The following is a 14,080-nucleotide window of genomic DNA, read 5'->3' as shown; positions in this document are numbered from 1 at the left end:
GAGAAATTGAGATGAATGGACAGCAGGATTTTGATTACCAGCAGGAAATAGAATCGCTGCGTGATAGGTTCAAATTTGATTTCATCGGGTTGGCGCTCATCCAAGCGGCCGACCAACGTTTTGAGCATAAATGGACGTATGTGTCGGGGAATCTGAGTGACCGTTATAAGCGGATCGTCCTGCAATCGGGAAAAGGGGTTGCCGGGAATGTCATCAAGACAGGAAAACCGACTCTCGTGGAAGACGTGGCGCAAGGTTTTTCGGCGGACGAACTGTTCAATTATCCGATTGTCGTAGCGGAGAAACTGAGTAGTTACGGTGCAATTCCGCTTTATAAAAATAACCGTGTGCAAGGAGTACTGCTAGTGGCCTATCGGGAAAATCGCCGGCTGACTCCGCAGCAGTTCAAGGAATTCAAGGATGCGATCGGCCCACGATTTGGCCCTTATTACAATATGGAGATGGTGAAGCTTTGACGCGCATGGAAGGTTTTCAATTGACGGATTTGCTATTGAAAATGTACGACAATGCATCGGAAGCCATCTTCTTTTTTAATCGGGAAGGGCAGGTTATTGCGTTGAATGAAACAGCCCGGTTGATCGTGGAGCCGGAAGTTGTCCATCAGATGATCGGGGGCAACCGGAACGCCATTTGCCTGACATGCAAAGGGTATACGAGCAGTCAGGAGCTCCGCACTTGCGATGGCTGTTATCTATCAAATCCGGAAGAGAATATTAGCTCTTTTCAAGTGTATTTGGAGACTCGGGGAAAAGGCGTTGTGCCCTATACTGCGAGTTTCCAGACGGTTGATGAAGAGAACGGGCTCCGGGTACTGATGCTCCGGGACTTGACGAAGCAGTTCAAGACGCAGGAGTCGTTGAATCAGAAAATCATGGTGAAACGGATCATTGAAGCGCAGGAGGATGAACGGAAGCGGATCTCCCGGGAGCTTCATGACAGCGTCGCCCAAGAGATGCTCAGCACGCTGGTGGATATCCGCTTGTTGAAGTATATGAACATCGAAGGGGAAGCACTGGATAAGGTTAAGGAAACGGAAATCGAATTAATGCGGTTACTGGATGATATACGGCATCTGTCCGTTGAACTTAGACCTGCCACGCTGGATGATCTCGGTCTGGAGGCGGCCTTCCGCACCCATTTCAAGTGGTTGGAGAAGAACTATGGCCTTGTCGTGCATTTCACGGCCGAATTGGACTCGAAGCGGTACGAAGGGGAAATCGAAACGGTCGTCTACCGGATATGCCAAGAAGCGATCTTCAATGCGTTGAAATATGCGGAAACTGATGATGTGGCCGTCCGTTTATTTGAAAAAGAAGGGACCTTGATCCTCCATGTCATCGATGAAGGGGTCGGCTTTCATGTAGATCATCCGGACGCCAAAGGGACCGGGCTCGGGCTGTATGGAATGAAAGAAAGGGCCGAGCTCGTCAATGGACAATTGACGATTCTGTCCGAACCGGGGAAAGGGACGGTCGTCCAATTGGAGGTCCCGTTAGTCAAAGGGGGAACTACGAATGAAAATCATCATAGCGGATGATCACGCCGTCGTCCGCAGCGGCTTCATGCACATCTTGAACTTCCAAGAAGATATGGAAGTGGTCGCGACGGCGGCGGATGGGCTGGAAGCTTATGATCAAGTCGCTTTACACCGGCCAGATGTCTTATTGATGGATCTGAGCATGCCGCCTGGGCAGAGCGGACTGATCGCCACGGGGAGGATCAAAGAAGAGTTCCCGGAAACGAAAATCCTCATTTTGACAATGTACGATGATGAAGAATACTTATTCCATGTCTTAAAGAACGGTGCTTCCGGTTATGTGCTAAAAAATTCGCCCGATGAGGAACTGTTGGCGGCCATTCGTACGGTGCATGCGGGTGGAATCTATATCCAACCGACGATGGAGAGCCCGCTCGTCCGGGAATTTCTTGAAAAGGACATGGATGGCGTCGAAACCGATCCGTATCGAATTTTGTCGAAGCGGGAGATTGAAATTCTGCCCCTAGTCGCGAGAGGGTATGGAAATAAGGAGATTGCGGAAAAGTTATTCATCTCCGTCAAAACGGTAGAAGCACATAAGGCGAAAATCATGGAGAAATTGCAGTTGAAAGGAAGGCCGGAACTCGTCGAGTATGCCCTGAAAAAGAAGTTGCTGAACTTCTGAAGGAGGTTTTCCAATGGTGTCAAATCAAAAATTCAAGTTCGACCTGCCTGCCTTACGCGTTCTTGAGAATGAACATCAGTACCTCTTGTATATGATGGACGGCTGGCATTCGATTGTCCTCGGATTCGAACGGGATATCTATACGGAGGAAGAGGCAAGGGAAGCGCTCGGAACACTGCGAAAACAGATTGTGGAGTTCATCGAGCCGTTCAAAAACCATACCGATAAGGAAGAGGAATTCCTGTTCCCGATGTTGGCCCGCTATGTGGGAGACGAGCAAGGTCCGGTAGCGGCCACGGAAGAAGAACACGGGGAGATCGATGCGTATATCGGCCATTTTCTTCATCATACGCTTGGCGACTTGACGCAATTATCCCTCGCGGAGATGAAAGAAGTGGTCCGAGATGCAGGAGAGGCTTTCGAAGTGATCACCATTCATTTTATCAAAGAGGAATCCATCCTTTATCCCATGGTGAATACAGTGTTACGCAAGGAGGAGCAGGAACAGCTCTTCAAGGAATTATATACCCCTCTCGTATGATTCATGTTTCTTCCAGTTCAGGAAGGGGAAATCAAAGAAGCAATGAATCGAATGCTTCATTCAAAATTTCAGGATGGGAATGATTTGAATGATCAGGAAAATGCAATTGCCTCTACAAACAGCAAACTTGGTCGTCGGCTTCATGGTATGGGTGCTCATATCCTCCTTGTTGCCATTCATCACGGAAGATATCACAATTCCGGCTGAACGGCTGGCCATCGTGACAGCGATTCCGGTCGTCCTCGGATCGATCTTACGAATTCCACTCGGTTATTATGCGAATATCTTCGGAGCGCGGATCATCTTTCTCGTAAGTTTCATCTTGCTTCTTTTTCCGGTGTACTACATAAGTGAAACGTCTTCGGTCGCCGGTCTGATCATTGGCGGAACCTTCCTCGGGATCGGGGGAGCGGTCTTCTCCGTCGGGGTCACCTCCTTGCCGAAATATTTTCCGAAGGAGAAGCATGGGCTCGTCAATGGGATCTACGGGATGGGGAACGTCGGGACGGCGATTTCCACATTTGCCGCTCCTGTTCTAGCTACGAAGTTTGGCTGGTCGACGACCGTTAAATTCTATCTGATTTTACTGCTCGTGTTCGCCGTGTTGAACTTCCTGTTCGGGGACCGGAAAGAAGCGAAAGTGAAAACATCGCTTGTCGAGCAGATCAAAGGTGTCTATAAAAATGAGAAACTTTGGTTTTTCTCGTTATTCTATTTCATCACATTCGGTTCCTTCGTCGCCTTTACGGTCTTCCTGCCGAATTTCCTCGTGACGTATTTCGGCTTGGAGAAGGTGGACGCCGGAATGCGGACAGCAGGTTTCATTGCCGTCGCCACGTTCATCCGTCCAGTCGGCGGCTGGCTTGCGGATAAATTCCAACCGTTGTTTCTGCTCATGGGCGTGTTTGCAGGATTTACATTTGCGGCAGTGATCCTCGCTTTTTCTCCATCCATCGGACTTTACACGGTGGGGAGTATGATCATCGCCATCTGTGCGGGTCTCGGAAACGGGGTCATCTTCAAATTGGTGCCGATGTATTTCAACAAACAAGCGGGAACGGCGAACGGGATCGTTTCGATGATGGGAGGACTTGGTGGCTTTTTCCCTCCGCTGCTTCTGGCGACCATCCATTCCATGACCGGCTCCTATTCGATCGGCTTCATGGCATTCTCGCAAGTCGCCTTGGCTAGTCTTATCATGGTCATCTGGCTGTATTATATGGATCGTCTGTCATTGCAAAACGAAGTGTTCAATTCGACAGCCCAAGGAATTCTGGTGACGGATACAACAGGACAGATCAAAGCAGTCAATCCTGCCTTCACCCGATTGACAGGGTTCACGGAAGAAGAGGCGCTCGGCAAGAATCCGAATATGCTCAGCTCCGGCAGGCAATCCCCGGATTTTTACAAAGATATGTGGGAGATGCTTGGAGAAGAGGGCAGATGGCAAGGCCAATTATGGAATAAACGGAAAGACGGAAAAGAGTATTTGGAATTGCTCACCATCGCTGCCGTGAAAGATGGCTCCGGGGATACGGTCCGATACGTCGGGACGTTCAACGACATTACACCACGCCAGGAAGAGGGCAATCGATCGGAATGATCGGTCGCCCTCGACGTGTTTTCAAAGCTATGTTCAATGGTAATTTATATAATAGAGAAAAAGCCTTTTGGAAAGGAGGCGAAGAAGTGGACGATCGTTATTCAAGGCAGACTTTATTCAAACCGATCGGGCATGCCGGGCAGGCGAAGTTGGCGGAGGCGCATGCGTTTCTGGTCGGTTGCGGTGCTCTCGGATCGTCGATTGCGGAAACGTTGGTGCGTGCGGGTATCGGGAAATTGACCATTGCCGACCGTGATTATGTCGAAGCGACCAATTTGCAGAGACAGCAGCTCTTCACGGAAAACGATGCGGAGGGCGGAGTCCCGAAAGTGGTGGCTGCCGAAAAGCGGTTGCGCCAAATCCGGGCCGATGTAGAAATTGTGACGGTACTTGACCATATCGATGGACCGCTCCTGGAACGGTTGGCCCCCGATGTCGATATTCTGTTAGATGCAACAGATAATTTCGAGACCCGGCTATTGCTGAACGATATGGCATGGAAAAAGGGGATTCCTTGGATTTACGGGGCATGTGTCGGGAGTACAGGCGTCGTTTTTCCGTTCATTCCGGGACGCTCCGCCTGTTTTCGCTGTCTATTGCCCGTCCTTCCAGCGGTGAATGAAACTTGCGATACGGCTGGAATCATCGCCCCGGCCGCTCAAATTGCAGCAGCCCATCAGAGTGCGGAGGCGCTGAAATGGCTGACGGGAAACGAAGCGGCCATGCGAAAGAAAGTGCTGCATTTTGACATTTGGAACAATACATATGTGGAGGCGGGGATTTCCCGGATCCGGCACGAACAATGCGAAACTTGTGGAAAGGCACCCACGTATCCCGCTCTCGAACGGACGGAAGGGACCGGCTATGCCGTCTTATGCGGCCGGGATACGGTGCAGATCGTACCGGAGGAGGGCCGTACTTTGACGATTGAAGACGGGGAGCGGGTGGCCATCCGTCTGGGAGAAGCGTATAAGAAGACGCCGTTTTTCATCCAATTCCATGCAGACGAATACCGTTGCGTGTTATTCGGAAACGGCAGGCTACTCATTCACGGCTTGCGAGATATAAGAACGGGCCGGAAACTGTACCATCAATTATTTGGTTGAATAGGGGGAGCGGTCATTGTCACATTTGGAGGAGTTGGATCGGGAGCGGTCATTGTCGGTTTGTGTTTTGACGATCAGCGATACGCGGATACCGGAAGAGGATACAAGCGGAATGGTCATCCGCCGGAAGTTGGAGGAGGCTGGACATCTAGTCGCGGAAACCCGAATTTGCCGGGATGATCCACATCAGATTGCTGCAGCGCTCGTCCATTGGTTCGAAAACGACGATATTGATGGAATCATTACAACGGGCGGAACGGGCATTAGCCATCGCGATGTCACGATCGAAACGGTGTCACCTTTTTTTACGAAAACATTGGACGGTTTCGGTGAACTGTTCCGTTATGTCAGCTACACGGAGGATGTCGGATCAAAGGCTTTATTAAGCCGGGCGACCGCGGGCACCGTCCAGAACCAGGCGGTCTTCGTTCTGCCCGGTTCCTCGAAGGCGGTTGCCTTGGCGATGGAGAAGTTAATCTTGCCGGAAATCCATCATATTGTGCATGAATTAAAAAAGCATCTTACGGAATAGGACTTATCCTTCCCGTTGGAAATCGCCATTTTTGCCGCCAGTCTTTTTCAGCAGCATCGTCGGGCCGATGATCATTTCTTTGCCCGCAGCTTTACACATATCGTAGATGGTGAGCGCCGCAACTGAGGCTGCTGTGAGGGCTTCCATTTCAACCCCGGTCAAGCCTTTCGTTTTCACCTCGGCTTGGATCAGGACTTCGAAGTGCTTGGCATCTTCATCAATTTTCCAATCAAACCGGACGTCGATCCCTGTCAATGGCAGCGGATGGCACATCGGGATGATGTTCGCCGTGTTTTTGGCCGCCATGATGGCCGCCACTTGGGCAACCGCGAAGACGTCGCCTTTCTTGTTCGTTCCCTCCGTTATTTGGGAGTGGATCGTTTCATTGACGATGATGGAGGATTTGGCGATGGCCGTACGTGCCGTGACCGCCTTGTCCGAGACATCGACCATTTTAGCGCGGCCTTGTTCGTTGAAATGGGTAAGTTCAGACATCGTATCGCGTCCTTTCTGCTAATGGTAGTTTGTGTAGATACAGTATAACAGATGGAAGTGGGGGGATTTGCATGGTTGAATTGAGGAAGCCTATCCCGGTAGCGGAGGCTGTGCGCCGGGTGATGGACAACGTACAGCCGATCGGGACGGAGAACGTGCCTTTGGAAGATACATACGGAAGGATCTTGGCGGAGCCAATCATTGCAAAACATGATGTCCCGCCTTTTGACCGATCGCCATACGACGGATTTGCCATTCGCGCCGAAGATTCGACTGGCGCTTCGGGAGAGGAGCGGGTGGCGTTTTCCGTCATCGGCGAAATCGGTGCGGGCCATGTGGGAGAAAAAGCGCTTGGGGCGAATGAAGCCTACCGGATCATGACGGGGGCGCAAATACCGCTCCAGGCAGATACCGTCGTCATGCTGGAGCAAACCGTTGAACAGGGGAACGGCTTTACAATCCGAAAAGCGTTTGCTCCGGGGGAGAATATTTCATTTCAAGGGGAAGATGCGAAAGAGGGAGAAACGCTCATTGAGGCGGGGACCCTTATCCATCCGGGGACAATCGCCCTGCTTGCCACGTTCGGCTATGCCGAAGTGAAAGTGGGGAAACGGCCGGTAGTCGGGATTTTATCAACGGGAACTGAATTGCTTTCCGTCTCGGACGAGCTGGTGCCTGGAAAAATCCGCAATTCGAACGGCCCGATGGTGGAAGCCCAATTGAAACAGATGGGAATTGAGTGCCGATCCTACGGCGCCATGGAAGATGATTTGGATGCTTGCACTGCTATCGTCGAACAGGCCCTTGCGGAAACGGATGTCCTGTTGACGACCGGAGGCGTGTCCGTCGGCGACTATGATTATTTGCCGGCCATCTATGAGCGGCTCGGTGCGAAAGTGTTATTCAATAAAGTGATGATGCGTCCGGGCAGTGTGACAACAGTGGCGGTGCTGGAGGGGAAATTATTGTTCGGATTGTCCGGGAATCCGTCCGCTTGCTTCACTGGGTTCGAATTGTTTGCACGGCCGGCCATTCTCGGTATGATGGGAGGAACAGCGCCGTATATGCCGCGGATGAAAGCGAAACTCGGTGAAGATTTCACGAAACCGAACCCGTTCACGCGTTTTATCCGAGCCGTTTGGGAACTGGCACCAGAAGGGCTGATCACAGTGCCTGCCGGTTTCAATAAATCAAACGCCGTGTCGTCGATTGCACGGGGGAATTGTCTTATCGTACTGCCGAGCGGGACACGGGGGTACGAGAAAGGGATGGAAGTCGATATTTTGCTGATCGGTGCTGAACAGGGTGTCCGTGATTGGGTATTATGAAGACGCTCCATATCGTCGGCTTCAAAAATAGCGGGAAAACGACATTGATCACTAGATGGGTCCACCTTTTGAAAGCACAAGGGAGGTCGGTCGCCGTCCTGAAGCATCATGGGCATGGCGGAACGCCCGCGATGCCCGATGACGGGACGGATACGATGCAGTTTTGGAATAGCGGAGCGGACATGACGGTCGTGGCAGGGGGCGGAGCCGTGCAATTGCTTTGGAATGAAGAGCCCCCCTTTGACCAATTGAAGGCCTTGTCCGCAATGGGACATCCGGATGTACTTCTCATTGAAGGGTATAAGGGTGAGACGGGAGAGAAGGTCGTCCTTCTTCGGGGAGTAGAAGACTGGAGTCCTCTTGGAAAAGTGACAGACATCCGGCTCGTCGTCGGTTGTCCGGAATTGGAGTTGGACATGCCGCATATCCAGTCACGGGACAGCGTTAGCGAATTGGACGATTGGTTTACCAAATGGCTAGTAGAGGAGGATGCAAATGAAACCTTTTGAAATCGTGGAAACGCCGATAGAAATTCAGAAATATATGGATTATGTCCTTCATCCATCGGCTGGCGCGGTGACGGTATTCACCGGCAATGTGCGGGAATGGACGCATGGCGTTCGGACATTGTACTTGGCTTATGAGGCGTATGTGCCGATGGCGGAGAAGAAGATGGCGGAAATCGGTGCGGAGATGGAAGAGAAGTGGCCGGGCGTGAAGGTGGCGATTGTGCATCGGATCGGCGAGCTGCATATATCCGATATCGCGGTGCTTATTGCTGTTTCCTCCCCCCATCGGAAAGCGGCGTATGAAGCGAATGAATACGCGATCGACCGCATTAAGGAAATTGTCCCAATCTGGAAGAAGGAGATTTGGGAAGACGGGGAAGAGTGGATCGGCGCACAGAAAAAATATCCGGAGCAGGGGGTGCAGAATTGATCCGAGTGAATTATTTTGCTAGGCTTCGTGAGTTGACGGGTAAAGGAGAAGAGACGATCGATCGTGAAACGATGACGGTTCAGGAATTGCTCGATTGGGCGGAAGAGACGTACCCCGGCTTTGGGGCGACTCCTGTCCACGTGGCGGTGAATGAAGAGTACGCCTTGAAAGAGGATATCATCCAATCGGGAGATAGTTGCGCATTCATCCCGCCGGTGAGCGGGGGATGACGAAGACGGTCGGCGTCGTACTGGCCGGAGGGCTATCTCGGCGGTTCGGGTCGCCGAAAGCATTTGCCCGGTTGGATGGCCGGCCGTTTTACCGGATTGCAATGGACGCGCTGGACGGGCTGTGCAGCGAGATGGTCATCGTGGCGCGGCCGGAGCTACTCGCGGGATTTCCGGAAACGGCGACAGTTATCGTAGATATGGAAGAGTTTAAAGGGCTCGGTCCGCTTGCAGGGATTCTGTCGGCGATGGAATTTGTGGAAGCGGACCGCTATGTCATATTGCCATGCGATATGCCTTATATTAGTCGTTCGGTTATGGAGGGGTTGATTCGCCAACATCGATCCGGCGTGACGGCGGTCCGGGCGGAAGATAGGTTTCACCCGCTCATTTCCATTTGGGATCGGGATTTGAGACAGGCACTGCGAACCGCCCTTGAAAAAGAACAACTGCGCGTAATGGAAATTCTGTCATCGGTTGGTGTGACGTGGGTGGACGGCAATAGATTGGCAAAAAACGATAAGCGGGCGTTCCGAAATGTGAATGACCCCAGCTTACTGGAAAGGGATTGAGGACAATGGAAGCCATCTTAGACAAGCTCGGAAGGCCGATCCGGGATCTGCGGATTTCGGTGACGGACCGTTGCAATTTCCGCTGTTCCTACTGCATGCCGAAAGAGATTTTCGGCGATGATTATGTATTCCTGCCAAAGGGGGAACTGCTCGCATTCGAAGAAGTGGAGCGGTTGGCCCGTCTCTTTGCCTTGCTCGGAGTGAAAAAATTGCGCCTGACTGGCGGGGAACCGCTTTTGCGCCGAGGTTTGCCGGAGTTGGTCGGAAAATTGATGGACGTTCCGGGAATTGAGGATATCGGGTTGACGACGAACGCGGTTCTGCTCCGTCAACATGCCCGTCCGCTATATGATACGGGGCTTCGACGCCTGAATATCAGCCTGGATGCCCTCGATTCCGTCATTTTTGGCGAAATCAACGGCCGGGGTACCGGACCGGAATTGATTCTTGAAAATATTGACTATGCGAAAGAAGTCGGATTTGATGTTAAAGTGAATATGGTGGTCCAAAAAGGGGTCAATGAAACGGAAATCCTTCCGATGGCCGCTTATTTCAAGGAACGCGGAATCACACTCCGCTTCATCGAATTCATGGATGTCGGAAATGACAACGCCTGGAGTTTCCGGAAAGTCGTGACGAAGAAAGAGATTTTTTCGATGTTGAATGAAACGCTTGATCTGGAACCGGTCGATGAGGATTATTACGGTGAAGTGGCGAAGCGTTACCGCTATGCGGATAACGGGGCAGAAGTCGGGTTCATCACATCCGTATCGGAATCGTTCTGCTCCACTTGTACCCGTGCCCGGCTATCTTCCGACGGTAAGTTATACACATGTTTATTCGCATCGGAAGGGTTCGATCTGCGGGAATTAGTCCGCAGCGGACAATCGGATGAGGAGTTGTTGATGGCCATCACGGAAGTATGGAACGGCCGGACCGACCGATATTCCGACGAACGAACCGAACAGACGGCGAAAAATCGGAAGAAAATCGGGATGAGTTATATCGGTGGGTGACAAAACGTATTGACCTGTCCGACTGGGTTATGTATAATTTAACAAACTACTTATTTCTGACAATTCCGACAAAAGGGAGTTAAAGTGACAATAATGTTGGAGAAATTATGTGATTTATATACTGATTTACAGGCCGATGATATCGAAATACTGAAAAACATTGCCTCTACTCTGCAATTATATGCTGATTTATCCGAAGCTTATATGTTCATTGATTGTAAGATGAAAGACAATGAGCATGCGATCGTAGTGGCAGAGGCTTTTCCGAAGACGGTGGATTCGGTCTATGAAAATTCGGTAGTGGGGAAAATCGTTTTTGATTCCTTTGAGCCGGGTGTCTTTTACAGCTACCGGAAAGGGCAGAAATCGGTCATTCGCCGTGCAGTCACGCAAGAGGGCAAGTCCGTCGAGCAAAGCGTTGTCCCCATTAAGAATGCTTCGCATCAAGTGATCGGCGTGCTGATTCAAGAGAGGGAAGTCGACTCTCCGGTAGCCCCCCCTTATGATTTGCGGAGACTTTCACTCGGTCAAGAGCCGATCGATTATGTGATGGGCGGAAAAAGTAGTAGCGAAATGCCGATAGTCTCTGACTTGTTGATGGAAATTTTCCTTCTGACGGATAATGAAAACCGGCTGATCTATGCGAATCCGGTGGGCGTCAAATTCGTGATGGAAATGAGCAGGACAGAGCAGATTTTGAATAAAAACATTGTGCAGCTGATGCCTTTTGTAAAACCGGTCTATGAGCAAAAAGACGATGTTTTCGTTTTTGAACTGACGTTGGACCAAAAAAATCTTGTCGTCAAAAAAGTTAGGTTGCGGCAGAAAAACAAGACGAAAGGCACCTTGCTTATCATCCAGGACTTGACGGAACTGCGCATGAAGGAAAAAGAGCTGATGATGAAATCGGTAGCGATCCAGGAAGTGCATCATCGTGTGAAAAATAATCTACAGACCGTCGCCAGTTTGCTGAGGCTGCAAATGCGGAAAGGGGTTCCGGAGGATAGCCGGCCCTATTTCGAAGATACATTAAATCGGATTTTTAGCATATCCTCTGTGTATGAAATGATTCTAGCGAATGAAAACGCGGAAGACGACGATATAAACATAATCGATCTGACGAAAAAAGTCTGTTCTGCCATGGTATTAAGCGGACTTCCAAAAAAAGTGGACTTGATTATTCGTTCAAATGGCAATACAATATTAACATCATCACGGAAAGCGGTTTCAATAGCTCTCATTGTAAATGAGCTAGTTCAAAACTCATTGAAGCATGCGTTCCCTGAAGATGTGCCGGGCGAAATTATTGTCAATTTCTTTTCAAAAGAGGAATGCTTGGAACTCCATATTATCGACAACGGCGTCGGAATCGGAGAGCGGAAAGCATCACTTGGTTTGGATATTGTCAACAATTTGGTCGTCAACGACTTGAACGGGAAGTTCGATTATGTGCCGGAAGAGATCGGAACACATGCGATCATCACGTTTCCAGTAAGTCCGGAGGTTATTATTTATTATGAGAAAGAGAATACTGATAGCTGAAGATGAATCTCTCATCCGGATGGATATTCGGATGATGCTGGAGGATGCCGGTTACGAAGTGGTGGCCGAAGCAGGAGACGGAGATCGGGCAATTGAGCTCGCATTTCAGCATAAACCTGATTTGATCCTGATGGATATTAAGATGCCGAAGATCAATGGATTGCAGGCAAGCCAGATTATCGGAAAACAGTTGGATTTGCCTATTTTGATCATCACGGCGTATAGCCAAAAGGAATTTATAGAAAAAGCCCAATTGGATAATGTCGTAGGCTATCTCGTCAAACCGATTGCGGAAGCGAATTTGATACCCGCAGTTGAAATCGCCTTGCATCAGTCCGCTAAGACGAAGCGACTGAAAGAGGAAATCAATACGGCAAAACGAGAAGTCGAAAGACGGAAATTGATTGAACGGGCGAAAGGTATATTGATGGAGGCGGAACAGTTGACGGAATCCGCCGCATTCAAGAAAATGAGAGATACTAGCATGTCTCGGCAAATGACAATGGAGTCGCTTGCCAATGAGATCATTTCAACATACAAGTAAATATAAACAAGCAAAGGCGCTTAAAGAGACTTTTCTTTAGGCGTCTTTTTGTTTTTGGAGAGGGGGACATTTTCAAAGATTGCAAGCCACGTTTTTGAAAATGAAATTTAGAGGGGGAACTCTACTATGGAAATGATCGGTACAGTAATAGTGTATATAATTATGGCTTGTGCTGTCGTAGGCGCTTTTGCTGCCATCAAGAACCCAGAAGATGGGTTGGGAAAAGAATTCATGTCCGGTCTCCACGCTGTCGGTCATATTTTCGTACCCGCAGCCGGAATCATGGCATCCATTCCGTATTTAACATGGTTCATCAGTAAATTCATCGGTCCTATTTTTGATAAGATCGGCGCGGACCCGGCTATTGCAGCGACGACCATTCTGGCGTCCGACATGGGTGGCTATCAATTGGCCGACGCGTTGAAGACATCGTATGAAGGGTGGATCATGGCATTGGTCGTCGGCTTCATGGCGGGTGCTACGATTGTATTCTCCATACCGATGGGACTTGCTATGTTGGATAAACGGGACCATAAATATATGGCGCTTGGCGTCATGTCAGGTGTATTGACGATTCCGATCGGTGCTTTGATTGCATCTGTTCTAATTGTTTTATTTAATACCGATGTCCGGGATGTCATTAGTACGACATCAGATTCTACATATGAATTTGTCATAAGTTATGGACAGATTCTGATTAATCTGTTGCCGCTCTTCATCTTTGTCATATTGATTGCCGCGGGGCTTAAATTCTTCCCGCGCGGCATGATCGCCGGCTTCATGTTATTTGGTCGAGTGATGGATGCGGCCATCAAGTTGGTCTTGGTCTTCTCCATTGTTGAAATTTTTACAGGCGTATTCAGTACGGTATTCGGAGCATGGGGCTTCGACCCGATCATGGCGGATGAGAAGGATCAATTCCGCGCGCTGGAAACAGCCGGTTATATCGGAATCATGCTGGCAGGAGCGTTTCCGATGGTATACTTGCTACGGAAATACGCTGCGAAACCATTGGAGGCAGGAGGGCGCAAGCTCGGTCTTTCCTCAGTGGGAAGTGCTGGTATCTTAGCTACGATGGCTAATATCTTAGCGATGTTCTCTCTCATCCGCTATATGCCGCCGAAAGATAAGGTCATCAACATTGCATTCGGTGTTTGTTCGGCATTCTTGCTAGGGGACCATCTTTCATTCACGGCAAACTTCCAACCGACTATCATCTTGCCGGTCATGCTTGGTAAGTTTTCTGCGGGAATCATAGCGATTGCGATCGCCTATTGGATTTCCGTTCCGACAGCCCGTAAATTGGAGGAAAAAGACCGTGCGGATGGTACGATCAAGCCGGGCGAGTATTTGGAAAATGCACCAACCGCGCCAGAGCAGGCAGAGAAACTGGAAGAGGAAGTAAAAGAGTCCGTCCCGGCGAATTCGTAAGCATGTGCTGCGAAGGAAGGA

The 14,080-nt window shown here is 50.0% G+C and carries 17 protein-coding genes; 16 read left to right on the top strand and 1 reads right to left on the bottom strand.

Translation table 11 applies throughout. The annotated features are described in order from the left end of the window. The first annotated feature begins 11 nt into the window (after nt 1-11). The 7 genes from MKY41_RS12185 to MKY41_RS12155 all read left to right on the top strand — a co-directional run bounded on the left by MKY41_RS12185 (nt 12) and on the right by MKY41_RS12155 (nt 5,965). Entirely contained in the window at nt 12-476 is a 465-nt protein-coding gene (locus tag MKY41_RS12185) for a GAF domain-containing protein (RefSeq protein ID WP_340745271.1), read from the top strand. A gap of 5 nt (nt 477-481) precedes the next feature. Beyond that, nucleotides 482-1,558 carry a sensor histidine kinase gene (locus MKY41_RS12180; protein ID WP_340745697.1) on the top strand — a complete coding sequence of 359 codons (1,077 nt, stop codon included), beginning with the start codon at nt 482-484 and terminating at the stop codon, nt 1,556-1,558. Continuing rightward, the gene (locus MKY41_RS12175) at nt 1,536-2,183 is read left to right on the top strand and encodes a response regulator transcription factor (RefSeq protein WP_340745270.1); all 648 of its coding nucleotides are present in this window, start codon (nt 1,536-1,538) and stop codon (nt 2,181-2,183) included. The genes MKY41_RS12180 and MKY41_RS12175 overlap by 23 nt, the downstream gene beginning before the upstream one ends. A gap of 13 nt (nt 2,184-2,196) precedes the next feature. Beyond that, complete coding sequence (locus MKY41_RS12170) at nt 2,197-2,724, top strand: hemerythrin domain-containing protein (RefSeq protein WP_340745269.1); 528 nt, start codon at nt 2,197-2,199, stop codon at nt 2,722-2,724. Nucleotides 2,725-2,812: 88 nt separating this feature from the next. Continuing rightward, the gene (locus MKY41_RS12165; protein ID WP_340745268.1) at nt 2,813-4,327 is read left to right on the top strand and encodes a nitrate/nitrite transporter; all 1,515 of its coding nucleotides are present in this window, start codon (nt 2,813-2,815) and stop codon (nt 4,325-4,327) included. 86 nt (nt 4,328-4,413) lie between these two features. Then, entirely contained in the window at nt 4,414-5,433 is a 1,020-nt protein-coding gene (locus MKY41_RS12160) for a ThiF family adenylyltransferase (protein ID WP_340745267.1), read from the top strand. A 16-nt stretch (nt 5,434-5,449) separates the two neighbouring features. After that, nucleotides 5,450-5,965 (top strand): MogA/MoaB family molybdenum cofactor biosynthesis protein, encoded by a 516-nt coding sequence (locus MKY41_RS12155; RefSeq protein ID WP_340745266.1) that lies wholly within the window; start codon nt 5,450-5,452, stop codon nt 5,963-5,965. Between the two features lie 3 nt (nt 5,966-5,968). Here MKY41_RS12155 and moaC read toward each other — a convergent pair whose 3' ends face one another. Then, complete coding sequence (gene moaC / locus MKY41_RS12150) at nt 5,969-6,460, bottom strand: cyclic pyranopterin monophosphate synthase MoaC (protein ID WP_340745265.1); 492 nt, start codon at nt 6,458-6,460, stop codon at nt 5,969-5,971. A gap of 71 nt (nt 6,461-6,531) precedes the next feature. Here moaC and MKY41_RS12145 point away from each other — a divergent pair, with 71 nt between their 5' ends. From MKY41_RS12145 to eutH, 9 genes are all read left to right on the top strand, one after another. After that, nucleotides 6,532-7,788 carry a molybdopterin molybdotransferase MoeA gene (locus MKY41_RS12145; RefSeq protein ID WP_340745264.1) on the top strand — a complete coding sequence of 419 codons (1,257 nt, stop codon included), beginning with the start codon at nt 6,532-6,534 and terminating at the stop codon, nt 7,786-7,788. Next, nucleotides 7,785-8,297, top strand: a complete 513-nt coding sequence (gene mobB / locus MKY41_RS12140; RefSeq protein ID WP_340745696.1) for a molybdopterin-guanine dinucleotide biosynthesis protein B — start codon at nt 7,785-7,787, stop codon at nt 8,295-8,297. The genes MKY41_RS12145 and mobB overlap by 4 nt, the downstream gene beginning before the upstream one ends. Then, complete coding sequence (locus tag MKY41_RS12135) at nt 8,284-8,727, top strand: molybdenum cofactor biosynthesis protein MoaE (protein ID WP_340745263.1); 444 nt, start codon at nt 8,284-8,286, stop codon at nt 8,725-8,727. Before mobB ends, MKY41_RS12135 begins: the two co-directional genes overlap by 14 nt. Beyond that, nucleotides 8,724-8,957, top strand: a complete 234-nt coding sequence (gene moaD / locus MKY41_RS12130; RefSeq protein WP_340745262.1) for a molybdopterin converting factor subunit 1 — start codon at nt 8,724-8,726, stop codon at nt 8,955-8,957. Before MKY41_RS12135 ends, moaD begins: the two co-directional genes overlap by 4 nt. After that, on the top strand, nt 8,954-9,526 hold the full coding sequence (gene mobA / locus MKY41_RS12125; RefSeq protein ID WP_340745261.1) for a molybdenum cofactor guanylyltransferase: 573 nt from the start codon (nt 8,954-8,956) through the stop codon (nt 9,524-9,526). The genes moaD and mobA overlap by 4 nt, the downstream gene beginning before the upstream one ends. A gap of 5 nt (nt 9,527-9,531) precedes the next feature. Further along, entirely contained in the window at nt 9,532-10,542 is a 1,011-nt protein-coding gene (gene moaA, locus MKY41_RS12120) for a GTP 3',8-cyclase MoaA (RefSeq protein ID WP_340745260.1), read from the top strand. 93 nt (nt 10,543-10,635) lie between these two features. Beyond that, nucleotides 10,636-12,084 (top strand): sensor histidine kinase, encoded by a 1,449-nt coding sequence (locus MKY41_RS12115; RefSeq protein ID WP_340745259.1) that lies wholly within the window; start codon nt 10,636-10,638, stop codon nt 12,082-12,084. Then, complete coding sequence (locus tag MKY41_RS12110; RefSeq protein ID WP_340745258.1) at nt 12,059-12,628, top strand: ANTAR domain-containing response regulator; 570 nt, start codon at nt 12,059-12,061, stop codon at nt 12,626-12,628. The genes MKY41_RS12115 and MKY41_RS12110 overlap by 26 nt, the downstream gene beginning before the upstream one ends. Before the next feature lie 126 nt (nt 12,629-12,754). Next, nucleotides 12,755-14,059 (top strand): ethanolamine utilization protein EutH, encoded by a 1,305-nt coding sequence (eutH, locus tag MKY41_RS12105; RefSeq protein ID WP_340745257.1) that lies wholly within the window; start codon nt 12,755-12,757, stop codon nt 14,057-14,059. Nucleotides 14,060-14,080 lie beyond the last annotated feature (21 nt).

Source organism: Sporosarcina sp. FSL W7-1349 (assembly GCF_038003045.1).
In the GTDB taxonomy this organism is placed as follows: domain Bacteria; phylum Bacillota; class Bacilli; order Bacillales_A; family Planococcaceae; genus Sporosarcina.
Note: the sequence above shows the minus strand (reverse complement) of the source record. Positions and strands in the feature narration are given on the sequence as shown.

Coding starts and splice junctions, on each gene's coding strand:
- MKY41_RS12180 (WP_340745697.1), top strand. CDS start 482: ATGGAAGGTTTTCAATTGACGGATTTGCTATTGAAAATGTACGACAAT.
- MKY41_RS12115 (WP_340745259.1), top strand. CDS start 10,636: ATGTTGGAGAAATTATGTGATTTATATACTGATTTACAGGCCGATGAT.
- MKY41_RS12135 (WP_340745263.1), top strand. CDS start 8,284: ATGAAACCTTTTGAAATCGTGGAAACGCCGATAGAAATTCAGAAATAT.
- MKY41_RS12110 (WP_340745258.1), top strand. CDS start 12,059: ATGAGAAAGAGAATACTGATAGCTGAAGATGAATCTCTCATCCGGATG.
- MKY41_RS12165 (WP_340745268.1), top strand. CDS start 2,813: ATGATCAGGAAAATGCAATTGCCTCTACAAACAGCAAACTTGGTCGTC.
- MKY41_RS12175 (WP_340745270.1), top strand. CDS start 1,536: ATGAAAATCATCATAGCGGATGATCACGCCGTCGTCCGCAGCGGCTTC.
- mobB (WP_340745696.1), top strand. CDS start 7,785: ATGAAGACGCTCCATATCGTCGGCTTCAAAAATAGCGGGAAAACGACA.
- moaC (WP_340745265.1), bottom strand. CDS start 6,460: ATGTCTGAACTTACCCATTTCAACGAACAAGGCCGCGCTAAAATGGTC.
- mobA (WP_340745261.1), top strand. CDS start 8,954: ATGACGAAGACGGTCGGCGTCGTACTGGCCGGAGGGCTATCTCGGCGG.
- MKY41_RS12185 (WP_340745271.1), top strand. CDS start 12: ATGAATGGACAGCAGGATTTTGATTACCAGCAGGAAATAGAATCGCTG.
- eutH (WP_340745257.1), top strand. CDS start 12,755: ATGGAAATGATCGGTACAGTAATAGTGTATATAATTATGGCTTGTGCT.
- MKY41_RS12170 (WP_340745269.1), top strand. CDS start 2,197: ATGGTGTCAAATCAAAAATTCAAGTTCGACCTGCCTGCCTTACGCGTT.
- moaA (WP_340745260.1), top strand. CDS start 9,532: ATGGAAGCCATCTTAGACAAGCTCGGAAGGCCGATCCGGGATCTGCGG.
- MKY41_RS12145 (WP_340745264.1), top strand. CDS start 6,532: ATGGTTGAATTGAGGAAGCCTATCCCGGTAGCGGAGGCTGTGCGCCGG.